Genomic DNA, 20,904 nt, shown 5'->3' with positions numbered 1-20,904 from the left:
GCGCCGCACCTGGCTTTGGCTCGTGGCGCGTGACATCAACAGGGAGGAAAACGTGACAGCATTCGTTCTGAAGATAAATCGATTTACGATGGCCTTGGGCATCGCTCTGGCGATGTCGGCAGTAGGCGCCGCCAAGGCCGAGGACGGCGAATACGGCGTGCTGATGAAAACGCTTGCCAACCCGTTCTGGGGCGCGATGGGCCAGGGCGTCGAGGACGGCGCCAAGGAAGCCGGGGTGAAATATTTCCAGCAGGCCGCCGAGAGCGACCAGGCGGCAGAGCCGCAGCTCAACCTCTGCAACACGATGCTGGAGCGCAAGCCGGTGGCGATGATCACCGCGGCGATCAACTCGACCAACCTGTTGCCCTGCCTGAAGGCGGCGCAGGATGCCGGCATCAAGGTGGTCGACCTCGACGGCAATCTCGATCCGGCGGTGCTCGACAAGGAAGGCATCAAGATCACCTTCCGCATCGGCTCCGACAATGTCGCGGCCGGCGGACAGGGCGCAGAATATCTAGTCTCCAAGCTCGGTAAGGACGCCAAGGGTCCGGTGCTGGTGATCGAGGGCCTTTCCGGCAACATCACCGGTCAGAAACGCGCCAAGGGTTTTGCCGACAAGCTCAAGGAACTGGCGCCGGGGCTGGAGATCGTTGCTTCGCTGCCCGGCGACTGGGATCGCGGCAAGGCGGCCTCGATCGCAACCGATACGCTGACCGCGCATCCTGACCTGGTCGCCATCTTCTCCGCCAATGACACCATGGCGCTCGGCGCTGTGGAATCGGTCTATGCGGCTGGTAAGGGTGAGCAGGTGACGATCATCGGCGTCGATGGCAATTCGGATGCGGTCAAGTCGATCAAGGAGGGCCGCCTCAACGCTTCGGTGGCGCAGCTCCCCTATCTCGTAGGCAAGCAGGCTGTCGAGAACGTCAAGAAGGCGCTCGCCGGCGAGAAGGTCGAGGAGAGCATCGCCGTGCCTACCTTGGTGCTGACCAAGGAAATGCTCGACGCCGGCAAGGAGCCGATGCTGCAATATGTGAAGTGAGCAGGGAATAGGGAATAGGCAGTAGGCAGTAGGCAGTAGGCAGTAGGCAGTAGGGGAGTAAGCGGTTCGCATCGCTTCAGATCGCTCCTTAATCCACTACTGCCTAATCCCTACTGGCTACTGCCTTACTGCTCTCAAAGGTGCAAAGACATGGCTTCTGAACAGCCCGGTTTCTGGGCTCGGGTGCAGCGCGCATCCGTCGAACGGCTCCACATCAGGCTGGAGTCGCTGCTGGTGCTTGTGGCGCTGAGTGCGGCGATGGCGCTGCTGTCGCCGTTCTTCCTGTCGCTGAGCAATTTCCTCAACATCCTGCTCGCGACATCGACGATCGGCGTGCTGGCGATCGCCGCCACCTTCGTCATCGGCTCGGGCGGGCTCGACCTGTCGCTCGGCTCGGTCATGGGCCTTGCCGGCGTGGCGGGCGCCTTCGTCGCGGTCAATCTCGGCTGGCCGTCGGTCTTCGCGCTCATCGCCTGCATCCTGGCCGGCGGCCTTGCCGGCTACATCAACGGGCAGCTCGTCACCCGCGCCTTCGTGCCGGCCTTCATCGTCACGCTCGGCATGCTCGGCCTGGCGCGCGGCCTGGCGCTGGTCATCTCGCAAGGCAGGGCGATCTACGGGCTGCCGTCGGCGATCGTCTATATCGGGCAAGGGAGGCCGTTCGGCATCCCGATGCCGGTGATCATCCTGGTGCTGACGGCGATCGTCGCGCATTGCGTGCTCGCCTACACACGCTTCGGCCGCCACACGCTGGCGCTGGGCGACAGCGAGGGCGCGGCGCGCGCCGCCGGCATCCGCGTCGAGCACCATCGCCGCATCATCTATACGCTGTCCGGCGCGCTCGCCGGGCTCGCCGGCCTGCTGTTCACCGCCCGCGTCAATGCCGGCGACCCGACCGCCGGCATCAACTACGAGCTCACCGCCATCACCGCGGCGATCATCGGCGGCACCAACCTGTTCGGCGGCCGCGCCTCGATCCTCGGCACGATGATCGGCGCGCTGATCATGGGCGTCTTACAGAACGGGCTGACACTGCTTGCCGTGCAGTCCTATTACCAGCAGATGGCGATCGGCGCGGTGCTGATCCTTGCCGTCTTCATCGACCAGTACCAGGTTCGGAAGGAGTCGCGCGTATGACGCTTCTTTCGCTTCAAGGCATCCGCAAAAGCTTCGGCGCGGTCGACGTGCTGCACGGCGTCGACCTCAAGGTCGCTGCCGGCGAGGTGGTCGGGCTGGTCGGCGACAATGGCGCCGGCAAGTCGACGCTGATGAAGACCATCACCGGCATCTACCGTGCCGATTCCGGCTCGATCGAATTCGACGGCAAGGACATCCTTGGGCTCGACCCGGGCCAGCGGCGCGAGCTCGGCATCGAGATGATCTATCAGGACCTGTCGCTGGCCAAGCAGCAGGACGTGGCCTCGAACATCTTCCTCGGCCGCGAGCCGACGAAACGGGTGTTCGGCCTGTTTCCCGGTTTCGTCGACAAGGCGGCTATGGACCGCGAAGCCACGCGGATGATCGAGCGGCTCGGCGCGCGCCTGCCGTCGATCAACCGTTCGGTCGGCTCGTTCTCGGGCGGCCAGCAGCAGACGGTGGCGATCGCCCGCGCGCTGACCTTCAACCCGAAGCTCGTGATCATGGACGAGCCGACGGCTGCGCTTGCGGTGCGCGAGGTGCAGAGCGTGCTCGACCTCATCCGCCGGCTGCGGTCGGAAGGCATCGCCGTCATCCTGATCTCGCACCGGCTGAACGACGTGCTATCGGTCACCGACCGCATCGTCGTGCTGCGTCACGGCCGCGCCGATGCCGATCTCGTCACCAGCAAGACCAACATGAACGAAGTCGTCAGCCGCATCGTCGGCGGCGGCGATGTCAGCGCCGCGGCGGCGCACGAACAACGAGGCTAGAACTCATGAACACCTTTGGACTGCACACTTTCGCCATCGCTCCGGTCTGGGACCTTGCCCGCATCGAGCCGCAGATGGACCGGCTGAAGGAACACGGCATCGGCCTGATGGAAATTCCGCTGCTGCGCCCTGAGGAGATCGACACCAAACGCACGCGGGGCTTCGCTACCCACTATGGCGTCGAGCTGATCCCGTCGCTCGGCCTGCCGCGTTCCCTCGACGTGGTCGAGCGGCCGGACGAGGCGCTCGACTTCCTGCAGCCCGCCTTCAAGGTCTGCAACGAGGTCGGCAGCGAAGCGCTCGGCGGCGTCACCTACGGCACGATCGGCAAGACCACCGGCCGGGCGCCGACGCGCAAGGAGATCGACGGCATGTGCCGCTTCCTCGAACGGGCGGCGAAGTCGGCGAAGGCGCGCGGGCTGAAGCTCGGCATCGAGCCCTGCAACCGCTACGAGACGCATCTGATTAACCGCGGCATCGATGCGGCCAGGATCATCGAGCGCATCGGCGCCGACAACATCTTCATCCATCTCGACACCTATCACATGCATATCGAGGAGGAGAGCTTTGCCGCCGGCTTCGAGGCGGCCGCACCCTTCCTCGGCTATGTGCACGTGTCGGAAGCCAACCGCGGCGTACCGGGGCGCGGCATGATCAACTGGGCGGCCTGCATGAAGGCGATCGCCGACATCGGCTACGAGGGGCCGATCACGCTCGAAAGCATGAACCATGTCGACGTCGACATCGCCGGCGGACTGGCGGTGTGGCGCCCGGTGGCTGAAGACCCGCGCGACGTCATCGAGGTCGGCCTGCCGTTCCTGCGCGACGAGGCGAGGAAGGCAGGGCTGAGCCTCGGAAGATAGAAGGTTCGCCAGGCTCTCCGTCAGAACGGGTAGTGCTGGCCGGGATCCTCTATCGTCACCCAGCGCAGGTCGGTGAATTCGGCGATCGAGGCCTTGCCGCCGAACCGGCCGTAGCCGGAACCTTTGACACCGCCGAACGGCATCTGCGCCTCGTCGCCCACAGTCGGGCCGTTGATGTGGCAGATGCCGGCCTGGATGCGGGCAGCGATCGCCATGGCGCGCTTGATGTCGCGGCTGAAGACGGCCGACGACAGGCCGTATTCGGTGTCGTTGGCGACACGCACCGCCTCGTCCTCGCCCTTGACGCGAATGACTGGCTTGACCGGCCCGAAGGATTCTTCCGCATAGACGCGCATCGAAGGCGTCACGTGGTCGAGCAGCGTCGCGTCGACGACAGTGCCGGCACGCTTGCCGCCCGCGACGAGCTTCGCACCCTTGGCGACACCGTCGGCAACCAGTTCCTCCATCTTGTCGGCTGCCTGGCTGCTGATCAGCGAGCCAAGCACGACATGGCCGCGCGGGTCGCCGGCCGGAAGCTGCGCGGCGCGGGCGGCAAGCTTGGCGACGAACTCGTCGGCGACCTTCTCGTCGACGATCAGCCGCTCCGTCGACATGCAGATCTGGCCCTGATGCATGAAGGCGCCGAAGGTCGCGGCGTTGACCGCCGCGTCGATGTCGGCATCGTCAAGCACCAGAAGCGGCGCCTTGCCGCCAAGCTCGAGCAGGGCCGGCTTGAGATGGCGCCCGGCGAGCTCGGCGATGATGCGGCCGACCTTGGTCGAGCCGGTGAAATTGACCCGCTTCACCGCCGGATGCGCGACGAGCGCCTCGACGATCCCGGCGGCATCCTTCGGGTCGTTGGTGACGACATTGACGACGCCCTTCGGCAGGCCGGCCTCGACCAGCACCTGGCCGATCAGGCGATGCGTGCCGGGGCACATCTCGGAGGCCTTGAGCACCACCGTGTTGCCGCAGGCGAGCGGCATCGCCAGCGCGCGGGTGCCGAGGATGACGGGTGCGTTCCAGGGCGCGATGCCGAGGCAGACGCCGGCCGGCTGGCGGATCGCCATGGCAAGCGTGCCCGGCTTGTCCGAGGGGATGATCTCGCCCGCGATCTGTGTCGTCATCGCGGCTGCCTCGCGCAGCATGTTGGCGGCCAGCATGACGTTGAAGCCGGCCCACGGCCCGGTCGCTCCGGTCTCCTCCATCATCAGCCTGGTGAATTCGCCGACCTTGGAGGCCATCACCTCGGCGGCCTTGGAAAGCAAAGCGCGGCGCTCGCCTGGACCCGTCCGCGACCAGGCCGGGAAAGCCGCGGCAGCGGCGTCGACGGCGGCGTTGGCGTCGGCGATGCTGGCGGCGGCGGCGCGCGTCGCCAGCTTGCCGGTGAAGGGGTCCAGGCGGTCGAAGGAAGCCTTGCCCGCTGCAGTTCTTTCGTCGCCGTCGATCAGAAGTCCGATATCCATTTGGTCTCTCCCTCGCTCCGGGTGGAGCGTTGCAAACTAGAAGCCGAGCACCTCGGCGTTGATCGAGGCCTCGAGGCCGCCGTCGACCGGCACGTTGGCGCCGTTGATCCAGCGCGCGCCATCCGAGCACAGGAACAGCACGACCGGCGCGATATCGCCCGACGTGCCGGCACGACCCACACGCGAAATATCGCTGTCGACGCGGTCGTCGCCGAGCACGGCGCGGAACTGCTTCAGGATCGGCGTCTCGACCGGCCCTGGGCTGACCGCATTGACACGGATGCCGCGGCTCTTGAAACGCTCCTGATGCGCGGCGCGGAAGGTCCACAGCAGCAGAAGCTCCTTCGAGACCGGATAGCCTTCCTCGTTCTTGACCGCATGGTCGGCGACCACCCTGGCGACATCGGGAAAGCCCTCGGTGCCGATCATCGAAGCGGCGCGGTTGAGATTGGCGCGCCAGCCGAAGCCGGCGATCGAGGCGACATTGACAATGGCGCCGCCTTCGCGAAGCTTCGGCGCCAGCGCCTCGGAAAGCGCACGCAGTCCGTAGAAATTGACGGCGAGCGTCGACACGGCGCCAGTGTTGCCGGAGAGGCCGGCGACGTTGCAGAGCGCATCGAGGCGCTCCGGCAGCCGTGCCACCAGTTCGTCGACGCCGGCCTTCGACGAGATGTCGGCCTTGACGAAGCTGCCAGCACTTGCTGCTGGCTCACGCACGTCGACGCCGATCACGTCGGCGCCGAGCTGACCGGCGAGTTCCGCCGTGCGGGCGCCGATGCCGGAGGCTACGCCGGTGATGAGGATGGTCTTGCCGAAAAGCATGGTCAGGCTTTCTCCCGAGATGTCGTTGTCTGTGCCGGCGAGGCGGTCTCGCCCGTCGTTAGGGTCGCGTTGACGGGAATCCTGACGCTATAGCCGACGGGCAGCAGCCGAAGCCCAAATCGCTCCTCCAGGGTTCCCCACAGGCCGCGCGGCAACAGCAGCGAGAAGGCAAGCGCTGTGGCGCCGAGGCCGATCAGGTACCAGACGCCTGCGCCGCCGAACCAGGTCTCGATGAGGAAGAACAGCAAGGCGCCAAGGATGGCGCCCTCGAAGGTGCCGATGCCGCCGACCAGCACCATGAAGATCATGTAGGCCGTCCACTGGACACTGAAATAGGTCTTCGGCTGGAAGGTGATCGAGGTCGCCAGCCACAGCGCGCCGGCAATGCCGATGCCAAAGGCGGCGAGAACGAAAAGCAGCCGCTTGGTGCCGGTAACGCGCACGCCGACCGAGGCTGCCGCATCCTCGTTGTCGCGGATGGCGCGGATGGCGGCACCGGTGCTGCCGCGCAGCAGGCCGAACAGGACGGCAAGCAGGGCGGTCATCGACGCCAGCGCCAGCCAGTAGATCGCCACGCGTCTGGTCGAAGCGTCATAGACGTTGAGCGAGATCAGCGACGTGCCGGTCTCGCCCTGCACCAGCCGGTCGAGGTTGACGAGGAGATGGGTGAGGGCCGCGATCACCCACATGCCGATGGCGAACTCGCCGTTCCTGAGCCGCAGCATGAACAGCGAGATCGGCCAGGAGACAGCGCCGACGACGATCGCCGAGACGAAGAGCGCGACGAAGGGATTGAGGCCGGCATCCGCCAGCCGGATGCTGAAATAGGCGCCGAGGCCGAAGAACACCTGCTGGCCGACCGAGACCAGTCCGCCGAAACCGGCGAGCGCGTTCCACATCGCCGCGAGGATCACATAGATGAACAGCGCGGTCATGCGGTCGACGGCGCCAGCCGAAAGGAATTGCGGCGCGATCGCCAGCAGCGCGATGATCAGGGCCACCGCGATCGCGGCGATGCGCGAGGCGGCGGTGCCGCGCTCGATGACAGGGGAGGCGGCGCTCATGATGCCTTCCCCGCGGGCAGGCGGAGCAGGCCGCGCAGGCCGAGGCCGGAGGTGGACAGGCGTATGAACAGCGCGATCAGGAACGCGACATGGCCGCCGATCAGGAAGCCCTGCGGATGTACCTGGGCGCCGAGTGTCTGGGCGAGCGCCAGCACGATGCCGCCGATCAGCGTGCCCCACAGCGAGCCGGCGCCGCCGATGACCGCCGCCTCGAAGGCGAATAGCAGCTGCGGCGCGCCGGCATAGGGATCGAAGGTGGCGCGCATGCCGAGGAAGGCGCCGGCGAGACCGACGGTGACCATGGCGATGGATGCGGCGACCGCATTCGCGCGGCGCGCATCGATGCCGACAAGGCCGGCCGTATCAGGGTCCGCCGAGGTGGCGCGGATCGCGCGGCCAAGGCCGGTGCGGGTGAGGAAGAGCTGCAGCCCGCCAAGCAGCACCACGGCGGTGACGAAGATGATGACCGCGAGCTTGCCGACATAGATGCTGCCCGGCCATTCCCAGGAATCGTAGGAGAGGCTGCCGATAAAGGGCGCCAGCGAGCGCGTGTCGGCGCCGAACTGCTCGAACAAGAGATTGTCGATGACGATTGCGAGGCCGAAGGTCGTCAGGATCGGCAACAGCGCACCGCCGCGCGCGCTGCGTTCGAGCAGGAAGCGCTGCAAGGCCCAGCCGATCGCGGCCATCAGCGGCAGGACGATCAGCAGTCCAAGGAAGGGTGAAATGTGGAAGCGCGAGGCGAGCAGCCACAGCGCGAAGGCCGACAGCACGGCGAGGCTGCCATGGGCGAGGTTGATGATGCGCATCACCGAAAACATGAAGGAGAGGCCGCAGGCGATCAGCGCGTAGTAGCCGCCGAGCAGGATGCCCTGGACGATCTGGTTGGTCATGCCGGCACGCCTCCGGCGCCCTTCCGATGCAGGCCGAAATAGGCTTTCGTCACCTCGTCGCGCGACACGCTCTTGCTGTCTCCGGCAAGCGCGATCCTTCCCTCCAGCATGCAGATGACCTTGTCGGAGACGGAGAGTGCCCGGTTGAGATCCTGCTCGACCAGGATGATCGTCGTGCCGGAACTGATCAGGCCGTGCAGCGAGGCGTAGACGCGGTCGACGACTAGCGGCGACAGGCCGAGCGAGACCTCGTCGAGCAGCAGCAATTCCGGATTGCTCATCAGCGCGCGGCCGATAGCGGTCGCCTGCTGCTCGCCGCCGGACAGATGGCCGGTCCTGGAATGGCGGCGCGGCTTGAGGTTGGGAAACGTGTCGAGCACCTTGTCGACGCTCCAGTCGCCGGAGCGGCCGGCGGTCTTGCCGAGCAGGAGGTTTTCCTCGACCGTCATTTCGACGAACAGTTTCCTGCCTTCGGGCACCAGCGCGATGCCCATGCCGACTCTGCTGTGCGAGGGCACCCCGGAGAGGTCGGCGCCGTCGAACCGCACGCAACCCGATGCCTGCGGATGCGCTCCGGCAATGGCGCGCAGCAGCGTCGTCTTGCCGGCGCCGTTGGCGCCGACCAGCGCCAGCGTCTCGCCGCGCTCGACGGTGAAGCTGACGCCGCGTACCGCCTGCAACAGGCCGTGGCGGACAACGAGATCCTCGACCGAAAGCAGGCTCATTTCGGGCCTCCGCCGAGATAGGCGCTGATCACCTGCGGGTTGGCCATTACCGCTTGCGGATCGCCGTCGGCGATGATCTTTCCGGCATCCATGCAGATCAGTCGCTCGGCCACCTGCAGCAGGATGTGGACGATGTGCTCGATCCAGACGATGCCGATCTTGCGGCGCCGCAATTCCCTGATGGTCTCGACCAGCTCGCCGGCCTCGCCGTCGGTCAGGCCGCCGCCGATTTCGTCCAGCAGAAGCAGCGTCGGCCTGGCAGCGAGCGCCCGGGCGAGTTCCAGCCGCTTGCGGTCGAGCAGGCCAAGCGTCTCGGCGCGCCGGTTGGCAACGCCCAGCATGCCGCAGAGTTTCAGCGAGGCAAGCGCTTCCTCATAGGCTTCGTCGCGCTTGAGTGCGGCGCCATGCGAAGCGGCAACGAAGACGTTCTCGAAGGTGGTCATGCCGCCGAAAGGCTTTGGCACCTGATGCGTGCGCACGAGGCCGAGGCGGCAGCGCGCCGTGGCCGGCAGCGCGGTGACGTCGCCGCCTTTGAAGGCGACGGTGCCGGCACTGGGCGGATAGGCGCCGGACAGCACGCTGAGCAATGTCGTCTTGCCGGCGCCGTTCGGGCCGACAATGCCGACCGCCTCGTCGGCTCCCATGGCGAAGTCGATGTCGTCGAGCACCACCAGCGCGCCGAAGCGCTTGTGGATGCCAGCGGCATCGAGGATCGCAGCGTTGGGCGAAATGGTCACGATGCGAACCCCGTCAGCAGTCCAATCAGCCGTTGTACGGCTGCAGCTTGGCTTCGACCGGCACCTTCGGGTCGGTGGCGTTTTCGGTCACGACATAGTCAAGCGGGAATTTGCTGCCTTCCTTCGCTGCCACCCACTGCGTGCCGATGATCGGGCCGGGCGAGACGTTGGCGACGGGGCCGCTGGTGAAATCGACCTTGCCGATCATCGTCTCGGTGTTGAGCGCGCTCAGCGCCTTGGCGACCGCCGCCTTGTCCTTGGCGTCGGTGCTGGACTTCAGCGCTTCGAAGCCGGCGTCGAGCAGCGACATCGTGGCGCCGAGCTGCTGCGTCCACTGCTTGCCGCTCGCCGCTTCGTAGCCGTCGGCCAGCTCGGTGCCGGAAACACCAGTGAGCGGCGACTTGTAGGGGAAGGCCTTGTGCCAGTAAGCGGCGCTCGCAATCTTCATGCCGAGGTCGCCGAGCGCCTCGATGTCGGACGGGAACAGGCCGGTCTTGGCGACCTGGGCGATCTTGATCTGCCGGGTCAGGCCCTGCTGCGCCGCCTGGCGCCAGAAGGCGGCGAAATCCGGCGGGATCGGGAAGGAATTGAAGATCTCGACGCCTTCCTGCTTGAACAGCGCGATCTGCGAGGAATAGTCGGTGGTCCCGGTCTCGTAGGCGCCGGGGTCGACGATGGTGAAGCCCTGCTTGGCGAGCAGCGGCGCAAGATGGGCACGGATGGCATTGCCGTCGGCGTCGTTCGGATACATGACGCCGACCTTCTTGTTGGTCTCGATCAGATTCCACTGCGAGGCATAGGCCTTGAAGAATTCGTCGACGCCGAAGCCGAAATGATAGGTCCATTTGAACGGCGAAGGCTGGCCCGGCTTGGCGCCGCGGCCGAAATACCAGGCTTCCCACGGCATGACGGTGGACAGGCAAGGTACGCCGGCCGCTTCGCAAGCATCGGCTACGGGGTTGATCACCTCAGGCGTCGAGACGGCGAGCATCAGGTCGATGGCCTGGTTGTTGATCAGGTCCTTGGCGAGTTGGCCGGCGCGCGACGGATCCGACTGCGTGTCCTGGTCGAGGATTTCGACGCTGTATTTCTTGCCGCCGAGCTCGATGCCATTGGCGAGCGCCTTGCGGGCGAGGTCGAGCACATAGCCGTCGGTCTCGCCGAAACCGCCGAGAGGCCCGGTGCGCGGGCTGACGAAGCCGACCTTCAGGGTGTCCGCGGCCTGCGCGAAGGCCTTGCCGCGGCCGAGCGCAAGAGCCGCGCTGCCGGCCACCGAAGCGGCAATGAACTGGCGTCGCGACATGCCGGCGATAACAGGTTTGCTGCCGATAGTCCTGGTCATCTGGTCCTCCCTTCGTGGCCGTCCCCCTATGGGCCGGAACCGGTTTTCCGGTGCCGCCAGACAGGGCTCGGCCTTGATCCTCCACGGTCACATTGCACTAGCGGTTTGGTTCGGTAAAATGATATTTTGCGGTGTTTCATTAACCCATAGGTTACGAAAGGCCATGCCGAACGGAGTGCGTTGTCAGGCGTTATGCCGCGCCGCCTCGCGGATCGTCTGCAGCAGGATGGAAAAGGCCGGCGAGGGGGCAGTGTCGGTGCGCATGGTCAGGCCGACCGGTCCCTTGGTCTCCTCGGTGTCGACCGGCAAGGCGACGAAGGCGCCGCTGGCGATCTCGTTGGCGACGACGCCGGCCGAGATGATCCACACCGCGTTGCTCTGGCGCATGAAGGAACGGCCGAAGGAATCCGAGACGGTCTCGATTTCGGTGGCCGGCGCGGTCATGCCATTGGTGATGAACAGGCGGTCGACGAAGGGGCGGATGACGGACTCCCGCGTCGGCATCAGCACGGGGAATTCGTCGAGGCGGGCGAAGATATCGGCCCCCGGTTCCGACAGCGGATGTCTGGCCCGCACCACGAACAACACTTGTTCGGAATAGAGATGCTCGAAGAAGAAGCCGGTCATGTGCTCCGGCGCCGCCAGCCGGCCGACGACGAGATCGAGCGCGCCGACGCGCAGCTGTTCCAGCAGCACCGCGTTCTCGCCGGTGACGATCTTGAGGGCAGCGCCCGTGTTCTCCCCGAGGAACAGGCTCATGGCGAGCGGCATCACCCGCGCCGACACCGTCGGCAAGGCACCGATGCGGATCGGATGGCGGTTGATGGCGCCGTCCTGGCGGACGGAATCGACGCCGCGCTTCAGTGCCGTGATCGCCGTGCCGGCATGGCCGAGGAAGATCTCGCCGAGCCGCGTGACGCGGATGCCGCGGCCGTCGCGTTCGACGACGGCGATGCCGAGCGCCTCTTCCAGCTCGCGCAAGGTCTTGGTCACGGCCGGCGCGCTGACATGCAGGAACTCGGCCGCCCTTGCCACGCTGCCTTGCCGCGCCACTTCGAGAAACGCTTGCAGGTGTCGGAAGCGGATGCGGCTTTCGGCCATGGTTCGATAACCTCGGAGTTAATGAAACGCCGCAAAATATCATTTTACCGAACCAAATACCTAGTGCAAGCTAACATCGGAGGATCGAAATCGTGCCATTCGTCAGCATTGGCGGCGTTACGCTGCACCACCGCTACAGGCCGGGGACTGGCAATGCGTGCCCGATCATATTCATGAATTCGCTGGGCACCGACTTCCGGATCTGGGACGAAATTGTCTCGCTGCTCGGCGATGAAATGCCGACGCTCGTCTATGACAAGCGCGGGCACGGGCTGTCCGACATCGGCGGCGTCAGCTCGATCGACGATCATGTCGATGACCTCTGCGGCCTCGTCGATCACTTCGGCCTGGCCAAGGTCGCGCTGTGCGGCCTGTCGGTCGGCGGACTGATCGCGCAGGGCTTCTATGCGCGGCGCCCCGAAAGCGTCGAGGCCCTCATACTGAGCGATACGGCGCACAAGATCGGCACGGCCGACAACTGGAACACACGCATCGCGACGGTCGAAAGCAAAGGCATCCAGGAGATCGCCGACGCCGTGCTCAAGCTGTGGTTCACCCCTGCCTTCCACGCGGAGCGTTCCGCCGATCTCGACGGCTGCTGGAACATGCTGACCAGGCAGCCGCTCGCCGGCTATGTCGGCACCTGCGCCGCCGTTCGCGATGCTGACTTCACCGAGGCCGCGCGCCGCATCGCGGTGCCGACGCTCTGCGTCGTCGGCGACCAGGACGGCTCGACGCCGCCCGACCTCGTGCGCTCGCTTGCCGATCTCATTCCTGGCGCGCGCTTCGAGGTGATCCGCAATGCCGGCCACATTGTCTGCGTCGAGCAGCCCGGGCCGTTTACCAGGCTGATCCGCGATTTCGTCGCATCGCTTCCCAGCGGAAAGCAAATCCATGGATGACATTTCCAAGAACACAACCCGATACCGGACCGGACTTGAGGTCCGGCGATCCGTGCTCGGCGATTCGCATGTCGACCGGGCCGAGGATGCGGCCACCGATTTCGACCGGCCGTTTCAGCACCTGATCACCGAGGCCGCGTGGGGAACGGTGTGGGCGCGGCCGGGCTGGTCGAAACGCGAGCGCTCGATCGTGACGCTGGCGCTGCTTGCGGCACTCGGCCATGACGAGGAGGTGGCCATGCATGTGCGCGCCACCGCCAACACCGGCGCATCGCGCGACGATATCTGCGAGGCTTTCCTTCATGTCGCGATCTATGCCGGCGTACCGGCCGCAAACCGCGCCTTCAGGATCGCCAAGGAGGTGTTCGCGCAGATGGACGAGAATGCCCATGCCTGAGCCGGGCTCCAACCGGGCGCCGGAGACCGGCGCCTTCTTCCAGCGCGATCGCCTTTGGCATCCGCCGGCGCTGACGCCCGCCTATAAGAGCTCGGTGCTGCGCTCGCCGCAAAAGGCACTGCTTTCCTTCGACAATACGCTGTCGGAACTCACCGGCCCGGCGTTCGGGCACGCCATGCTCGGCGAATTCGACAACGACCTGATCCACAATTTCGCCCAGCCAGGCGAGAGCGCCATCGGCGAGCGCATCATCGTGCATGGGCGGGTGCTCGACGAACGGGGCAAGGGCGTGCCGGGCGTGCTGCTTGAATTCTGGCAGGCCAATGCCGGCGGCCGCTACCGCCACAAGAAGGACGGCTATCTGGCGCCGCTCGATCCGAATTTCGGCGGCTGCGGCCGCACCATCACCGGCGATGACGGCGGCTACGCCTTTCGCACCGTCAGGCCGGGACCCTATCCGTGGCCGAACGGTCCGAACGACTGGCGCCCTGCCCACATCCATTTTTCGGTGTTCGGCCAGGGTTTCGCGCAGCGGCTGATCACCCAGATGTATTTCGAAGGCGATCCGCTGATCGGGCGCTGCCCGATCGTCGGCGGCATTTCCGACAAGGCAGCCATCGAAGCGCTGATTGCCAGCCTCGACATGCAGTCGACGATCCCGATGGACGCGCTCGCCTACAAGTTCGATATCGTGCTGCGCGGACGTCGCTCGACGCTGTTCGAGAACAGGCCGGAGGGCAATTGATGGCGCAATCGCTCGACCGGCTGAAGGAGAGCCCTTCGCAGACCGCGGGACCCTACGTTCATATCGGGCTGACGCCGAATTTCTGCGGCATCGGCGGCGTCTATGAGAGCGATCTTGGCTCGAGCATGGTCAACGGTGAGACCAGGGGCGAGCGCATCGAGCTGCGCATCCGCGTTTTCGACGGTGCCGGCGCGCCGCTCAAGGACGCGCTGATCGAGATCTGGCAGGCCGATGCCAGCGGGTTCTACAATTCGCCGGCCGAATTGCGCGGCGCGGCCGATCCGAACTTTCTGGGCTGGGGCCGGCAGCCGACCGACATGGAAACGGGCGCCTGCCTGTTCCAGACGATCAAGCCAGGCCGCGTGCCGTTCCGCGACGGGCGGCTGATGGCGCCGCACATCACGCTGTGGATCGTGGCGCGCGGCATCAATATCGCCCTCCACACGCGGCTCTATTTCTCGGACGAGGAAAAGGCCAATGGCGAGGACCCGATCCTTGCCCGCATCGAGCATCGCCAGCGCGTGCCGACGCTGATCGCCGAGCGCCAGGGCGACACCTACGTCTTCGATGTCCACCTGCAGGGCGACAAGGAGACGGTCTTCTTCGACAGCTGACCGGCCTGAACATGACCGTATCGCCCTTCGATCATCCGCTGCTTTCGGCTCTCCTCGGCGACGAGGAGGCGGCAAGGCATTTTTCCGTGGAAGCCGACATCGATGCGATGCTGGCTTTCGAGCGCGCCCTGGCCGAGGCCGAGGCCGAGTGCGGCGTGATTTCCAACGACGCCGCAGCGGCAATCGGCTCGGCTCTGACCTCGTTCCGGCCCGACACGGCCAGGCTCAGGGCCGGCGTCGCCAGGGACGGGGTCGTGGTGCCGGAGCTGGTACGCCAGATCAAGGCCGCCGTCGGCGAACCGCACAATGCGTTCGTTCATTTCGGCGCGACCAGCCAGGACGTCATCGACAGTTCGATGGTGCTGCGGCTGAGCGGCGCGGTCGACCATATCGGCCTGCTGCTCAGCGAAAACATCGTGCGGCTTGCGGGCCTCGAACAGGATTTCGGGGGCAGGGCGCTGATGGCGATGACGCGCATGCAGCCGGCAATCCCGATCACGGTTGGAGATCGGATTGCCTCATGGCGGACGCCGCTCGAGCGCCACCAACTCAGGTTGAAGGAACAGTCCGCGCGGCTGCTCGTCGTCCAGTTGGGCGGCGCGGCCGGTACGCTCGATAGACTCGGCGACAAGGCTGCGCGCGTGCGGGCGGCCCTTGCCGCAAAACTCGGCCTTGGCGATGCGGCGCAATGGCATAGCCAGCGCGACGCGCTGGCCGATTTCGCCGGCTGGCTGTCGCTGGTGACCGGCAGTCTCGGCAAGTTCGGCCAGGACATCGCGCTGATGGCGCAAGGCGGCATGGACATCAAGCTGTCCGCGGGCGGCGGCTCGTCGGCCATGCCGCACAAGCAGAACCCGGTGAAGGCGGAGGCGCTGGTGGCCCTTGCCCGCTTCAACGCCACCCAGCTTGCCGGCATGCACCAGGCGCTGGTGCACGAGCAGGAGCGCTCTGGCGCCGCCTGGACACTGGAATGGCTGATCCTGCCACAGATGGTGGTGGCGACAGCGGGAGCACTCCGGCTCGCCGCGGAGCTTGCCGGACAGATCGAAAGCCTCGGACACTGATGCGTACACAGGTTGTTATCATCGGCTCGGGCCCATCCGGCCTGCTGCTCGGCCAGTTGCTCGCCACCATCGGTGTCGAGACCGTCATTCTCGAACGGTCGAGCCGGGAGCATGTGCTCGGCCGCGTGCGCGCCGGCGTGTTGGAGCAAGGCACGGTCGACCTGCTCGGCGAGGCCGGCGCCGCGGACAGGCTGCACGCCGAAGGCCTGCCGCATGCCGGCATCTCGCTCGCCTTCGACGGTCGCCTGCACCGCATCGATCTCACGGCGCTCACCGGCGGCAAGCATGTCACCGTCTACGGCCAGACCGAGGTGACGCATGATCTGATGGACAAGCGCGAGGCGGCGGGGCTGGTCACCGTCTACGAAGCCGCCAATGTCGCGCTTCACGATTTCGATGGCACGGCGCCTTTCGTCACCTATGACAAGGACGGTGTCGGCCACCGCATCGACTGCGACTTCATCGCCGGCTGCGACGGCTATCACGGCGTCAGCCGCCGCTCGGTGCCGGAGGGCGCACTGAAGACCTTCGAGCGGACCTATCCGTTCGGCTGGCTGGGCGTGCTGGCGGAGGTGTCGCCGGCCGACCACGAGCTGGTCTACGCCAATCACGAGCGAGGCTTTGCGCTGTGCTCGATGCGCTCGCCGCACCGCAGCCGCTACTATGTACAGTGCCCGGCGGACGAGCGCGTCGAAGCCTGGTCCGACGATCGTTTCTGGGACGAGTTGCGCCGGCGCTTGCCGCCGAAGACGGCCGCCGCCGTCACCACCGGGCCGTCTTTCGAGAAGTCGATCGCGCCGCTGCGCTCCTTCGTCGCCGAGCCGATGCGCTTCGGAAAGCTGTTCCTGGTCGGCGACGCGGCCCATATCGTGCCGCCGACCGGCGCCAAGGGCCTCAACCTTGCCGCCAGCGACGTGCGCTATCTCTTTGCCGGGCTTCGCGAATTCTATCGCGAGAGATCGCAGGCAGGGCTCGACGCCTATTCAGCCAAGGCGCTGGCGAGGGTCTGGAAAGCGGTGCGCTTCTCGTGGTGGATGACGACGATCCTGCACCGTTTTCCCGAGACGGGTGAATTCGGCCAGCGCATCCAGGAAGCCGAGCTCGACTATCTCGTGCATTCCAAAGCGGCGTCTACCGCTCTGGCGGAGAATTATGTCGGCCTGCCGTATTGATCGGCAGGATCCGTCAAACCCGTTCCAGCGCGATCGCGATGCCCTGGCCGACGCCGATGCACATGGTTGCGAGCGCATAGCGGCCGCCGCGCTCGCGAAGCTCCAGCGCCGCCGTGCCGGTAATGCGGGCGCCCGACATGCCGAGCGGGTGGCCGAGCGCGATCGCACCGCCATTCGGGTTGACCTGCGCGGCGTCCTCGGCGATGCCAAGCTGGCGCAGCACCGCGATGCCCTGCGAGGCGAAGGCCTCGTTGAGCTCGACGACGTCGAACTGGTCGGGCGTCAGGCCGAGGCGGGCGCAGAGTTTCTTCGTCGCCGGCGCCGGGCCGATGCCCATGATGCGCGGCGCAACGCCGGCGGCAGCACCGCCAAGGATGCGGGCGATCGGCGTCAGGCCATGTTTCTTCGCGGCTGCTTCCGAAGCGATGACGAGGGCGGCCGCGCCGTCATTGACGCCGGAAGCATTGCCGGCGGTCACCGTGCCGCCCTGGCGGAACGGCGTCGGCAGTTTGGCCAGCGCCTCGATGGTGGTGCCGGCGCGTGGATGCTCGTCCTTGCCGATCACGATCGCGTCGCCCTTCCTTTGCGGGATCGTCACCGGCGTGATCTCCTTCGCCAGCCGGCCATTGGCTTGCGCCGCCACCGCCTTGTCCTGGCTGCGCACGGCAAAGGCATCCTGGTCGGCGCGCGAAACGGCAAAGTCCCCGGCGACGTTTTCGCCCGTTTCCGGCATGGAATCGACGCCATACTGTTTCTTCATCAGCGGGTTGATGAAGCGCCAGCCGATGGTGGTGTCGTGGATCTCGGCGTTGCGCGAGAAGGCGGTGTCAGCCTTGGGCATGACGAAGGGCGCGCGGCTCATCGACTCGACGCCACCGGCGATCATCAGCTCGGCCTCGCCGGCCTTGATGGCGCGCGCCGCGATGGTGACGGCATCCATGCCCGAGCCGCAGAGGCGGTTGACGGTGGAGCCCGGAATGTCCTGGGGCAGGCCTGCGAGCAGCAGCGCCATGCGGGCGACGTTGCGGTTGTCCTCGCCGGCCTGGTTGGCGCAGCCATAGACGATGTCGTCGACGGCAGCCCAATCGACACCCGTGTTGCGCTCGACCAAAGCCTTCAAGGGTATGGCGCCGAGATCATCGGCGCGCACCGAGGAGAGCGCGCCGCCAAAGCGGCCGATCGGCGTGCGGATGTAGTCGCAGATGAAGGCGTCGGTCATCTATGCAGCTTTCCCCTTGGCGGTCCCCTCATGCGCCGCCTTGGTGCGGGCCTGAAGATCGCGCAATGTCGTCAGCTCGAGTTCCGTCGGCGCCGGCGTCTCGTCAAGAGCCTCGGCAAATCTTACCACCCAGCCACAGGTCGCCTGCACCTGCTCGCGGGTCACGCCTGGATGCAACGACACGACGGTGAATTCCTTGGTGACCGGATCCGGCTTCCAAATCGCAAGGTCGGTGATCAAAAGCGTCGGGCCGGCCGTATCGATGCCGAGCCGCTTGCGGTGATCGCCGCCCTCGCCATGGCCGAAGGAGGTGAAGAAGTCGATCTTTTCGACCATGCCGCGTTTCGATTGCGCCATGGTGATGTAAACCTCTTTTGAAGAGGTGGCGATCTCCGGCGCGCCGCCGCCGCCGGGAAGGCGCGTTTTCGGGTGCGCGTAGTCGCCGATAACGGTGGTGTTGATGTTGCCGAACCTGTCGAGCTGGGCTGCGCCGAGGAAGCCGATGGAGATGCGGCCGCCCTGCAGCCAGTAGCGGAACATCTCCGGCACCGCGACGGTGGTGACTGCTGTCTCGCACAGTTCGCCGTCACCGATTGACAGCGGCAGCACGTCGGGCGCGGTGCCGATGGTGCCGCTTTCGTAGATCAGCGTGATGTCCGGCGCATGGGTGAGCCGCGCGACGTTGCAGGCGGCCGATGGCGCGCCGATGCCGACGAAGCAGACGTCGTCATTCTTCAGCGCGCGGCTGGCGGCGATCGTCATCATTTCGTTGGGCGTGAAGCCCAGATTTCCGGGGTCGCTCATGCGGCTTTCCTCAGATGCTCGACGCGGCCGGCGAAGTCGCCGGCGCTGCCCTCGATGACGTTCCTCTGCATCCATGCCTGGAAGCGGTCGCGGTCGGCGGCGATCTCGTCCCATTCGAGATAGGCGGCGTTGTCGCGTGCATAGTAGCCGTGTGCGTAGGACGGATGCGAGCCGCCCGGCACGACCGAGATGGCCGATATCGTCCAGCTCGGCAGCACGGTGAGATTGGGGTGGAGATCGTCGAAATTGTCGACCACTTCCTCGACCGTCACCACGGCGCGCCTGGCTGCGAGCACGGCTTCCTTCTGGATGCCGATGATGCCTTCGACCAGCACATTGCCTTTGCGGTCGGCCTTCTGCGCATGGATGAAGCTGACGTTGGGCCGGATCGATGGAACGGCGGCGAGCACTTCGCCGCTGAAGGGGCAGGTGAGCGGCCTAATGTTCGGGTTGACCGAAGCGAGGCCGGCGCCGCGATAGCCGCGGAAGATAGCGCAAGGCAGGCCGGCAGCACCCGCCTCATAGGCGTTGGCCATGCCGGCGTGGCTGTGCTCCTCGATCTCGATCGCGCGCGGAAAGCCATTCTCGATGGCATCGCGGGCGCGCCGCAGCAGGCCGACGCCGGGATTGCCGACATAGGAGAAGATGATCTTTCTCGCCATGCCCATGCCGATCATCTGGTCGTAGATCAGGTCAGGCGTCATGCGGATCAAAGTGAGATCACGGAAGCCCTGGCGGATGGCTTCGTGCGCGGCTGCGGTCGGGATCAGATGGGTGAAACCCTCGAATGCGGCCGTATCGCCGTCGTGCAGGTTCTCTGCGACAGCCTCCTTCAGCGGCAGGAACTTCACCATGCTTGGGCTCCGGCGTTGGCAAGAAAGTTCGCATTGCGAACATATGTTTTATATGAGATACTTTCTAATCTTGCCCTGACGGGGAGTCAATGCCATGGGCCCAGTCGTGGAAGACGAAGCCAGTTCGCGCGATCATGTCGGCTCGCTGGAGCGCGGCCTTGCGGTGATGGAGATCCTCGCCCGCTACCCGGCCGGCATGACGCTGACCGAGATGGCGGAGGAGGCGGGCCTGACCCGCGCCGGCGCCCGCCGCTTTCTGCTGACGCTGGTCGCCACCGGCTACGCGACTCAGTCGGGCCGGTTGTTTTCACTGTCGCCGCGCCTGCTCACCGTCGCGCGGACCTGGCTCGGCGGCGCCTCGCTGTGGACCTTCGCGGCGCCGATCATGCGCGAGGTGGCCGCGCAATTCGACGAGGCCTGCAACGCGGCGGTGCTGTCGGGCGAGGATGTCGTCTATGTCGCGCGCATCCCCGGCCGCCGCATCCTCAGCGTGGCGCTCGACGTCGGCACAAGGCTGCCTGCCTACTGCACATCAATGGGTCGCGTGCTGCTTTCCGGCCTGAACGCCGGTGAGATGAAGACCCTCCTCGCCGATGCAAAGATCGAGCGGCGGACGCCGAAGACGATCGTCAGGCGGGACTTGCTGGCCAAGGCCGTTCAACAGGCCGAGACGGACGGCTTCGCCATCGTCGACGAGGAACTGGAGCTCGGCCTGCGTTCGATAGCCGTACCGATCAGCGACCGTACCGGCCAGGTCGTCGCCGCCATCAACGTCTCGACGCAGTCGGCCCGCTTTTCGGTCGAGGCGATGGAGCGCGAGATCCTGCCTGGGCTGCGCAAGGCCAAGCAGCGGGTCGAGGAATTCTTCTTCGTCTGACTGGCGATCGTCGCCGCCAGTTGCCAATTGTCCGAGGTTGGCGCCGCCCCTCATCGCCCTGCCGGGCACTTCTCCCCGTATAGTGACGGGGAGAAGGGGCTGGCCGCAACGACGGCACCTTTCTCGGCAACGCTGATGATTGGCGAAACCGGCTAGGACAGCGCCCTTGTAACTTGTCCCTTGCCGACTCTGCTATTGCAGCAGGTGCGGTGGCGGACGAGAGACCGGAGCATCTTTGGGCCTTGAAGCCCGTGGGAGAGCGAGGGTCATCGTCCGCCGTTCCATCGACCC

At 66.1% G+C, this 20,904-nt stretch carries 22 protein-coding genes; 11 read left to right on the top strand and 11 right to left on the bottom strand.

The annotated features are described in order from the left end of the window. Positions 1-52 precede the first annotated feature (52 nt). The 4 genes from PU724_RS30590 to PU724_RS30575 all read left to right on the top strand — a co-directional run bounded on the left by PU724_RS30590 (position 53) and on the right by PU724_RS30575 (position 3,815). On the top strand, positions 53-1,042 hold the full coding sequence (locus PU724_RS30590; protein ID WP_210214087.1) for a sugar ABC transporter substrate-binding protein: 990 nt from the start codon (positions 53-55) through the stop codon (positions 1,040-1,042). Between the two features lie 150 nt (positions 1,043-1,192). Continuing rightward, positions 1,193-2,179: an ABC transporter permease gene (locus PU724_RS30585; protein WP_126058978.1), complete on the top strand. Its 987-nt coding sequence runs from the start codon at positions 1,193-1,195 to the stop codon at positions 2,177-2,179. Continuing rightward, entirely contained in the window at positions 2,176-2,952 is a 777-nt protein-coding gene (locus PU724_RS30580; protein ID WP_127311936.1) for an ATP-binding cassette domain-containing protein, read from the top strand. Before PU724_RS30585 ends, PU724_RS30580 begins: the two co-directional genes overlap by 4 nt. 5 nt (positions 2,953-2,957) lie before the next feature. Beyond that, positions 2,958-3,815, top strand: coding sequence for a sugar phosphate isomerase/epimerase family protein (locus PU724_RS30575; protein ID WP_127287229.1), 858 nt, complete (start codon positions 2,958-2,960; stop codon positions 3,813-3,815). 20 nt (positions 3,816-3,835) lie between these two features. Here the strand turns inward: PU724_RS30575 and PU724_RS30570 are convergent, their stop codons facing one another. From PU724_RS30570 to pcaQ, 8 genes are all read right to left on the bottom strand, one after another. Next, a complete protein-coding gene (locus tag PU724_RS30570) occupies positions 3,836-5,281 on the bottom strand; it encodes an aldehyde dehydrogenase (protein WP_354425435.1) in 1,446 nt (481 codons plus the stop codon). 36 nt (positions 5,282-5,317) lie between these two features. Then, the gene (locus PU724_RS30565; protein WP_354425437.1) at positions 5,318-6,103 is read right to left on the bottom strand and encodes a coniferyl-alcohol dehydrogenase; all 786 of its coding nucleotides are present in this window, start codon (positions 6,101-6,103) and stop codon (positions 5,318-5,320) included. A 2-nt stretch (positions 6,104-6,105) separates the two neighbouring features. Continuing rightward, positions 6,106-7,167, bottom strand: coding sequence for a branched-chain amino acid ABC transporter permease (locus tag PU724_RS30560; protein WP_127390951.1), 1,062 nt, complete (start codon positions 7,165-7,167; stop codon positions 6,106-6,108). After that, positions 7,164-8,060, bottom strand: a complete 897-nt coding sequence (locus PU724_RS30555) for a branched-chain amino acid ABC transporter permease (protein ID WP_354425440.1) — start codon at positions 8,058-8,060, stop codon at positions 7,164-7,166. Before PU724_RS30555 ends, PU724_RS30560 begins: the two co-directional genes overlap by 4 nt. Continuing rightward, positions 8,057-8,785 (bottom strand): ABC transporter ATP-binding protein, encoded by a 729-nt coding sequence (locus PU724_RS30550; protein ID WP_292171255.1) that lies wholly within the window; start codon positions 8,783-8,785, stop codon positions 8,057-8,059. Before PU724_RS30550 ends, PU724_RS30555 begins: the two co-directional genes overlap by 4 nt. Further along, positions 8,782-9,516 (bottom strand): ABC transporter ATP-binding protein, encoded by a 735-nt coding sequence (locus PU724_RS30545; protein WP_292171274.1) that lies wholly within the window; start codon positions 9,514-9,516, stop codon positions 8,782-8,784. The genes PU724_RS30550 and PU724_RS30545 overlap by 4 nt, the downstream gene beginning before the upstream one ends. A gap of 31 nt (positions 9,517-9,547) precedes the next feature. Further along, positions 9,548-10,864, bottom strand: coding sequence for an ABC transporter substrate-binding protein (locus PU724_RS30540; protein WP_354425442.1), 1,317 nt, complete (start codon positions 10,862-10,864; stop codon positions 9,548-9,550). 183 nt (positions 10,865-11,047) lie between these two features. Continuing rightward, on the bottom strand, positions 11,048-11,965 hold the full coding sequence (gene pcaQ, locus PU724_RS30535) for a pca operon transcription factor PcaQ (protein WP_354425443.1): 918 nt from the start codon (positions 11,963-11,965) through the stop codon (positions 11,048-11,050). A gap of 92 nt (positions 11,966-12,057) precedes the next feature. On the opposite strand from pcaQ, the gene pcaD reads away from it, so the two are divergent. From pcaD to pobA, 6 genes are read left to right on the top strand one after another with little or no spacing between them, the layout of a single operon-like run. Further along, on the top strand, positions 12,058-12,867 hold the full coding sequence (gene pcaD / locus PU724_RS30530) for a 3-oxoadipate enol-lactonase (RefSeq protein ID WP_354425445.1): 810 nt from the start codon (positions 12,058-12,060) through the stop codon (positions 12,865-12,867). Further along, positions 12,860-13,264, top strand: a complete 405-nt coding sequence (pcaC, locus tag PU724_RS30525) for a 4-carboxymuconolactone decarboxylase (RefSeq protein WP_126058989.1) — start codon at positions 12,860-12,862, stop codon at positions 13,262-13,264. Before pcaD ends, pcaC begins: the two co-directional genes overlap by 8 nt. Continuing rightward, complete coding sequence (pcaH, locus tag PU724_RS30520; RefSeq protein WP_292348276.1) at positions 13,257-14,009, top strand: protocatechuate 3,4-dioxygenase subunit beta; 753 nt, start codon at positions 13,257-13,259, stop codon at positions 14,007-14,009. Before pcaC ends, pcaH begins: the two co-directional genes overlap by 8 nt. Further along, positions 14,009-14,623, top strand: a complete 615-nt coding sequence (gene pcaG, locus PU724_RS30515; RefSeq protein WP_292348274.1) for a protocatechuate 3,4-dioxygenase subunit alpha — start codon at positions 14,009-14,011, stop codon at positions 14,621-14,623. Before pcaH ends, pcaG begins: the two co-directional genes overlap by 1 nt. Positions 14,624-14,634: 11 nt before the next feature. Beyond that, positions 14,635-15,687: a 3-carboxy-cis,cis-muconate cycloisomerase gene (locus PU724_RS30510; RefSeq protein ID WP_354425448.1), complete on the top strand. Its 1,053-nt coding sequence runs from the start codon at positions 14,635-14,637 to the stop codon at positions 15,685-15,687. Beyond that, positions 15,687-16,859 (top strand): 4-hydroxybenzoate 3-monooxygenase, encoded by a 1,173-nt coding sequence (gene pobA / locus PU724_RS30505; protein WP_127310486.1) that lies wholly within the window; start codon positions 15,687-15,689, stop codon positions 16,857-16,859. Before PU724_RS30510 ends, pobA begins: the two co-directional genes overlap by 1 nt. Positions 16,860-16,872: 13 nt before the next feature. On the opposite strand, the gene pcaF is transcribed toward pobA, so the two are convergent. The 3 genes from pcaF to PU724_RS30490 are packed head-to-tail and all read right to left on the bottom strand — an operon-like array spanning position 16,873 to position 19,736. Continuing rightward, entirely contained in the window at positions 16,873-18,078 is a 1,206-nt protein-coding gene (gene pcaF / locus PU724_RS30500; RefSeq protein WP_354425450.1) for a 3-oxoadipyl-CoA thiolase, read from the bottom strand. Continuing rightward, positions 18,079-18,882: a CoA-transferase subunit beta gene (locus tag PU724_RS30495; RefSeq protein WP_354425452.1), complete on the bottom strand. Its 804-nt coding sequence runs from the start codon at positions 18,880-18,882 to the stop codon at positions 18,079-18,081. It abuts the gene before it with no gap. Continuing rightward, entirely contained in the window at positions 18,879-19,736 is an 858-nt protein-coding gene (locus PU724_RS30490) for a CoA transferase subunit A (RefSeq protein ID WP_354425454.1), read from the bottom strand. The genes PU724_RS30495 and PU724_RS30490 overlap by 4 nt, the downstream gene beginning before the upstream one ends. Positions 19,737-19,842: 106 nt before the next feature. Here PU724_RS30490 and PU724_RS30485 point away from each other — a divergent pair, with 106 nt between their 5' ends. Further along, a complete protein-coding gene (locus PU724_RS30485; RefSeq protein ID WP_354425456.1) occupies positions 19,843-20,613 on the top strand; it encodes an IclR family transcriptional regulator domain-containing protein in 771 nt (256 codons plus the stop codon). Positions 20,614-20,904: the final 291 nt, after the last annotated feature.

The sequence above is a fragment of the Mesorhizobium abyssinicae genome, from assembly GCF_049887195.1.
GTDB lineage: Bacteria > Pseudomonadota > Alphaproteobacteria > Rhizobiales > Rhizobiaceae > Mesorhizobium > Mesorhizobium abyssinicae.
Note: the sequence above shows the minus strand (reverse complement) of the source record. Positions and strands in the feature narration are given on the sequence as shown.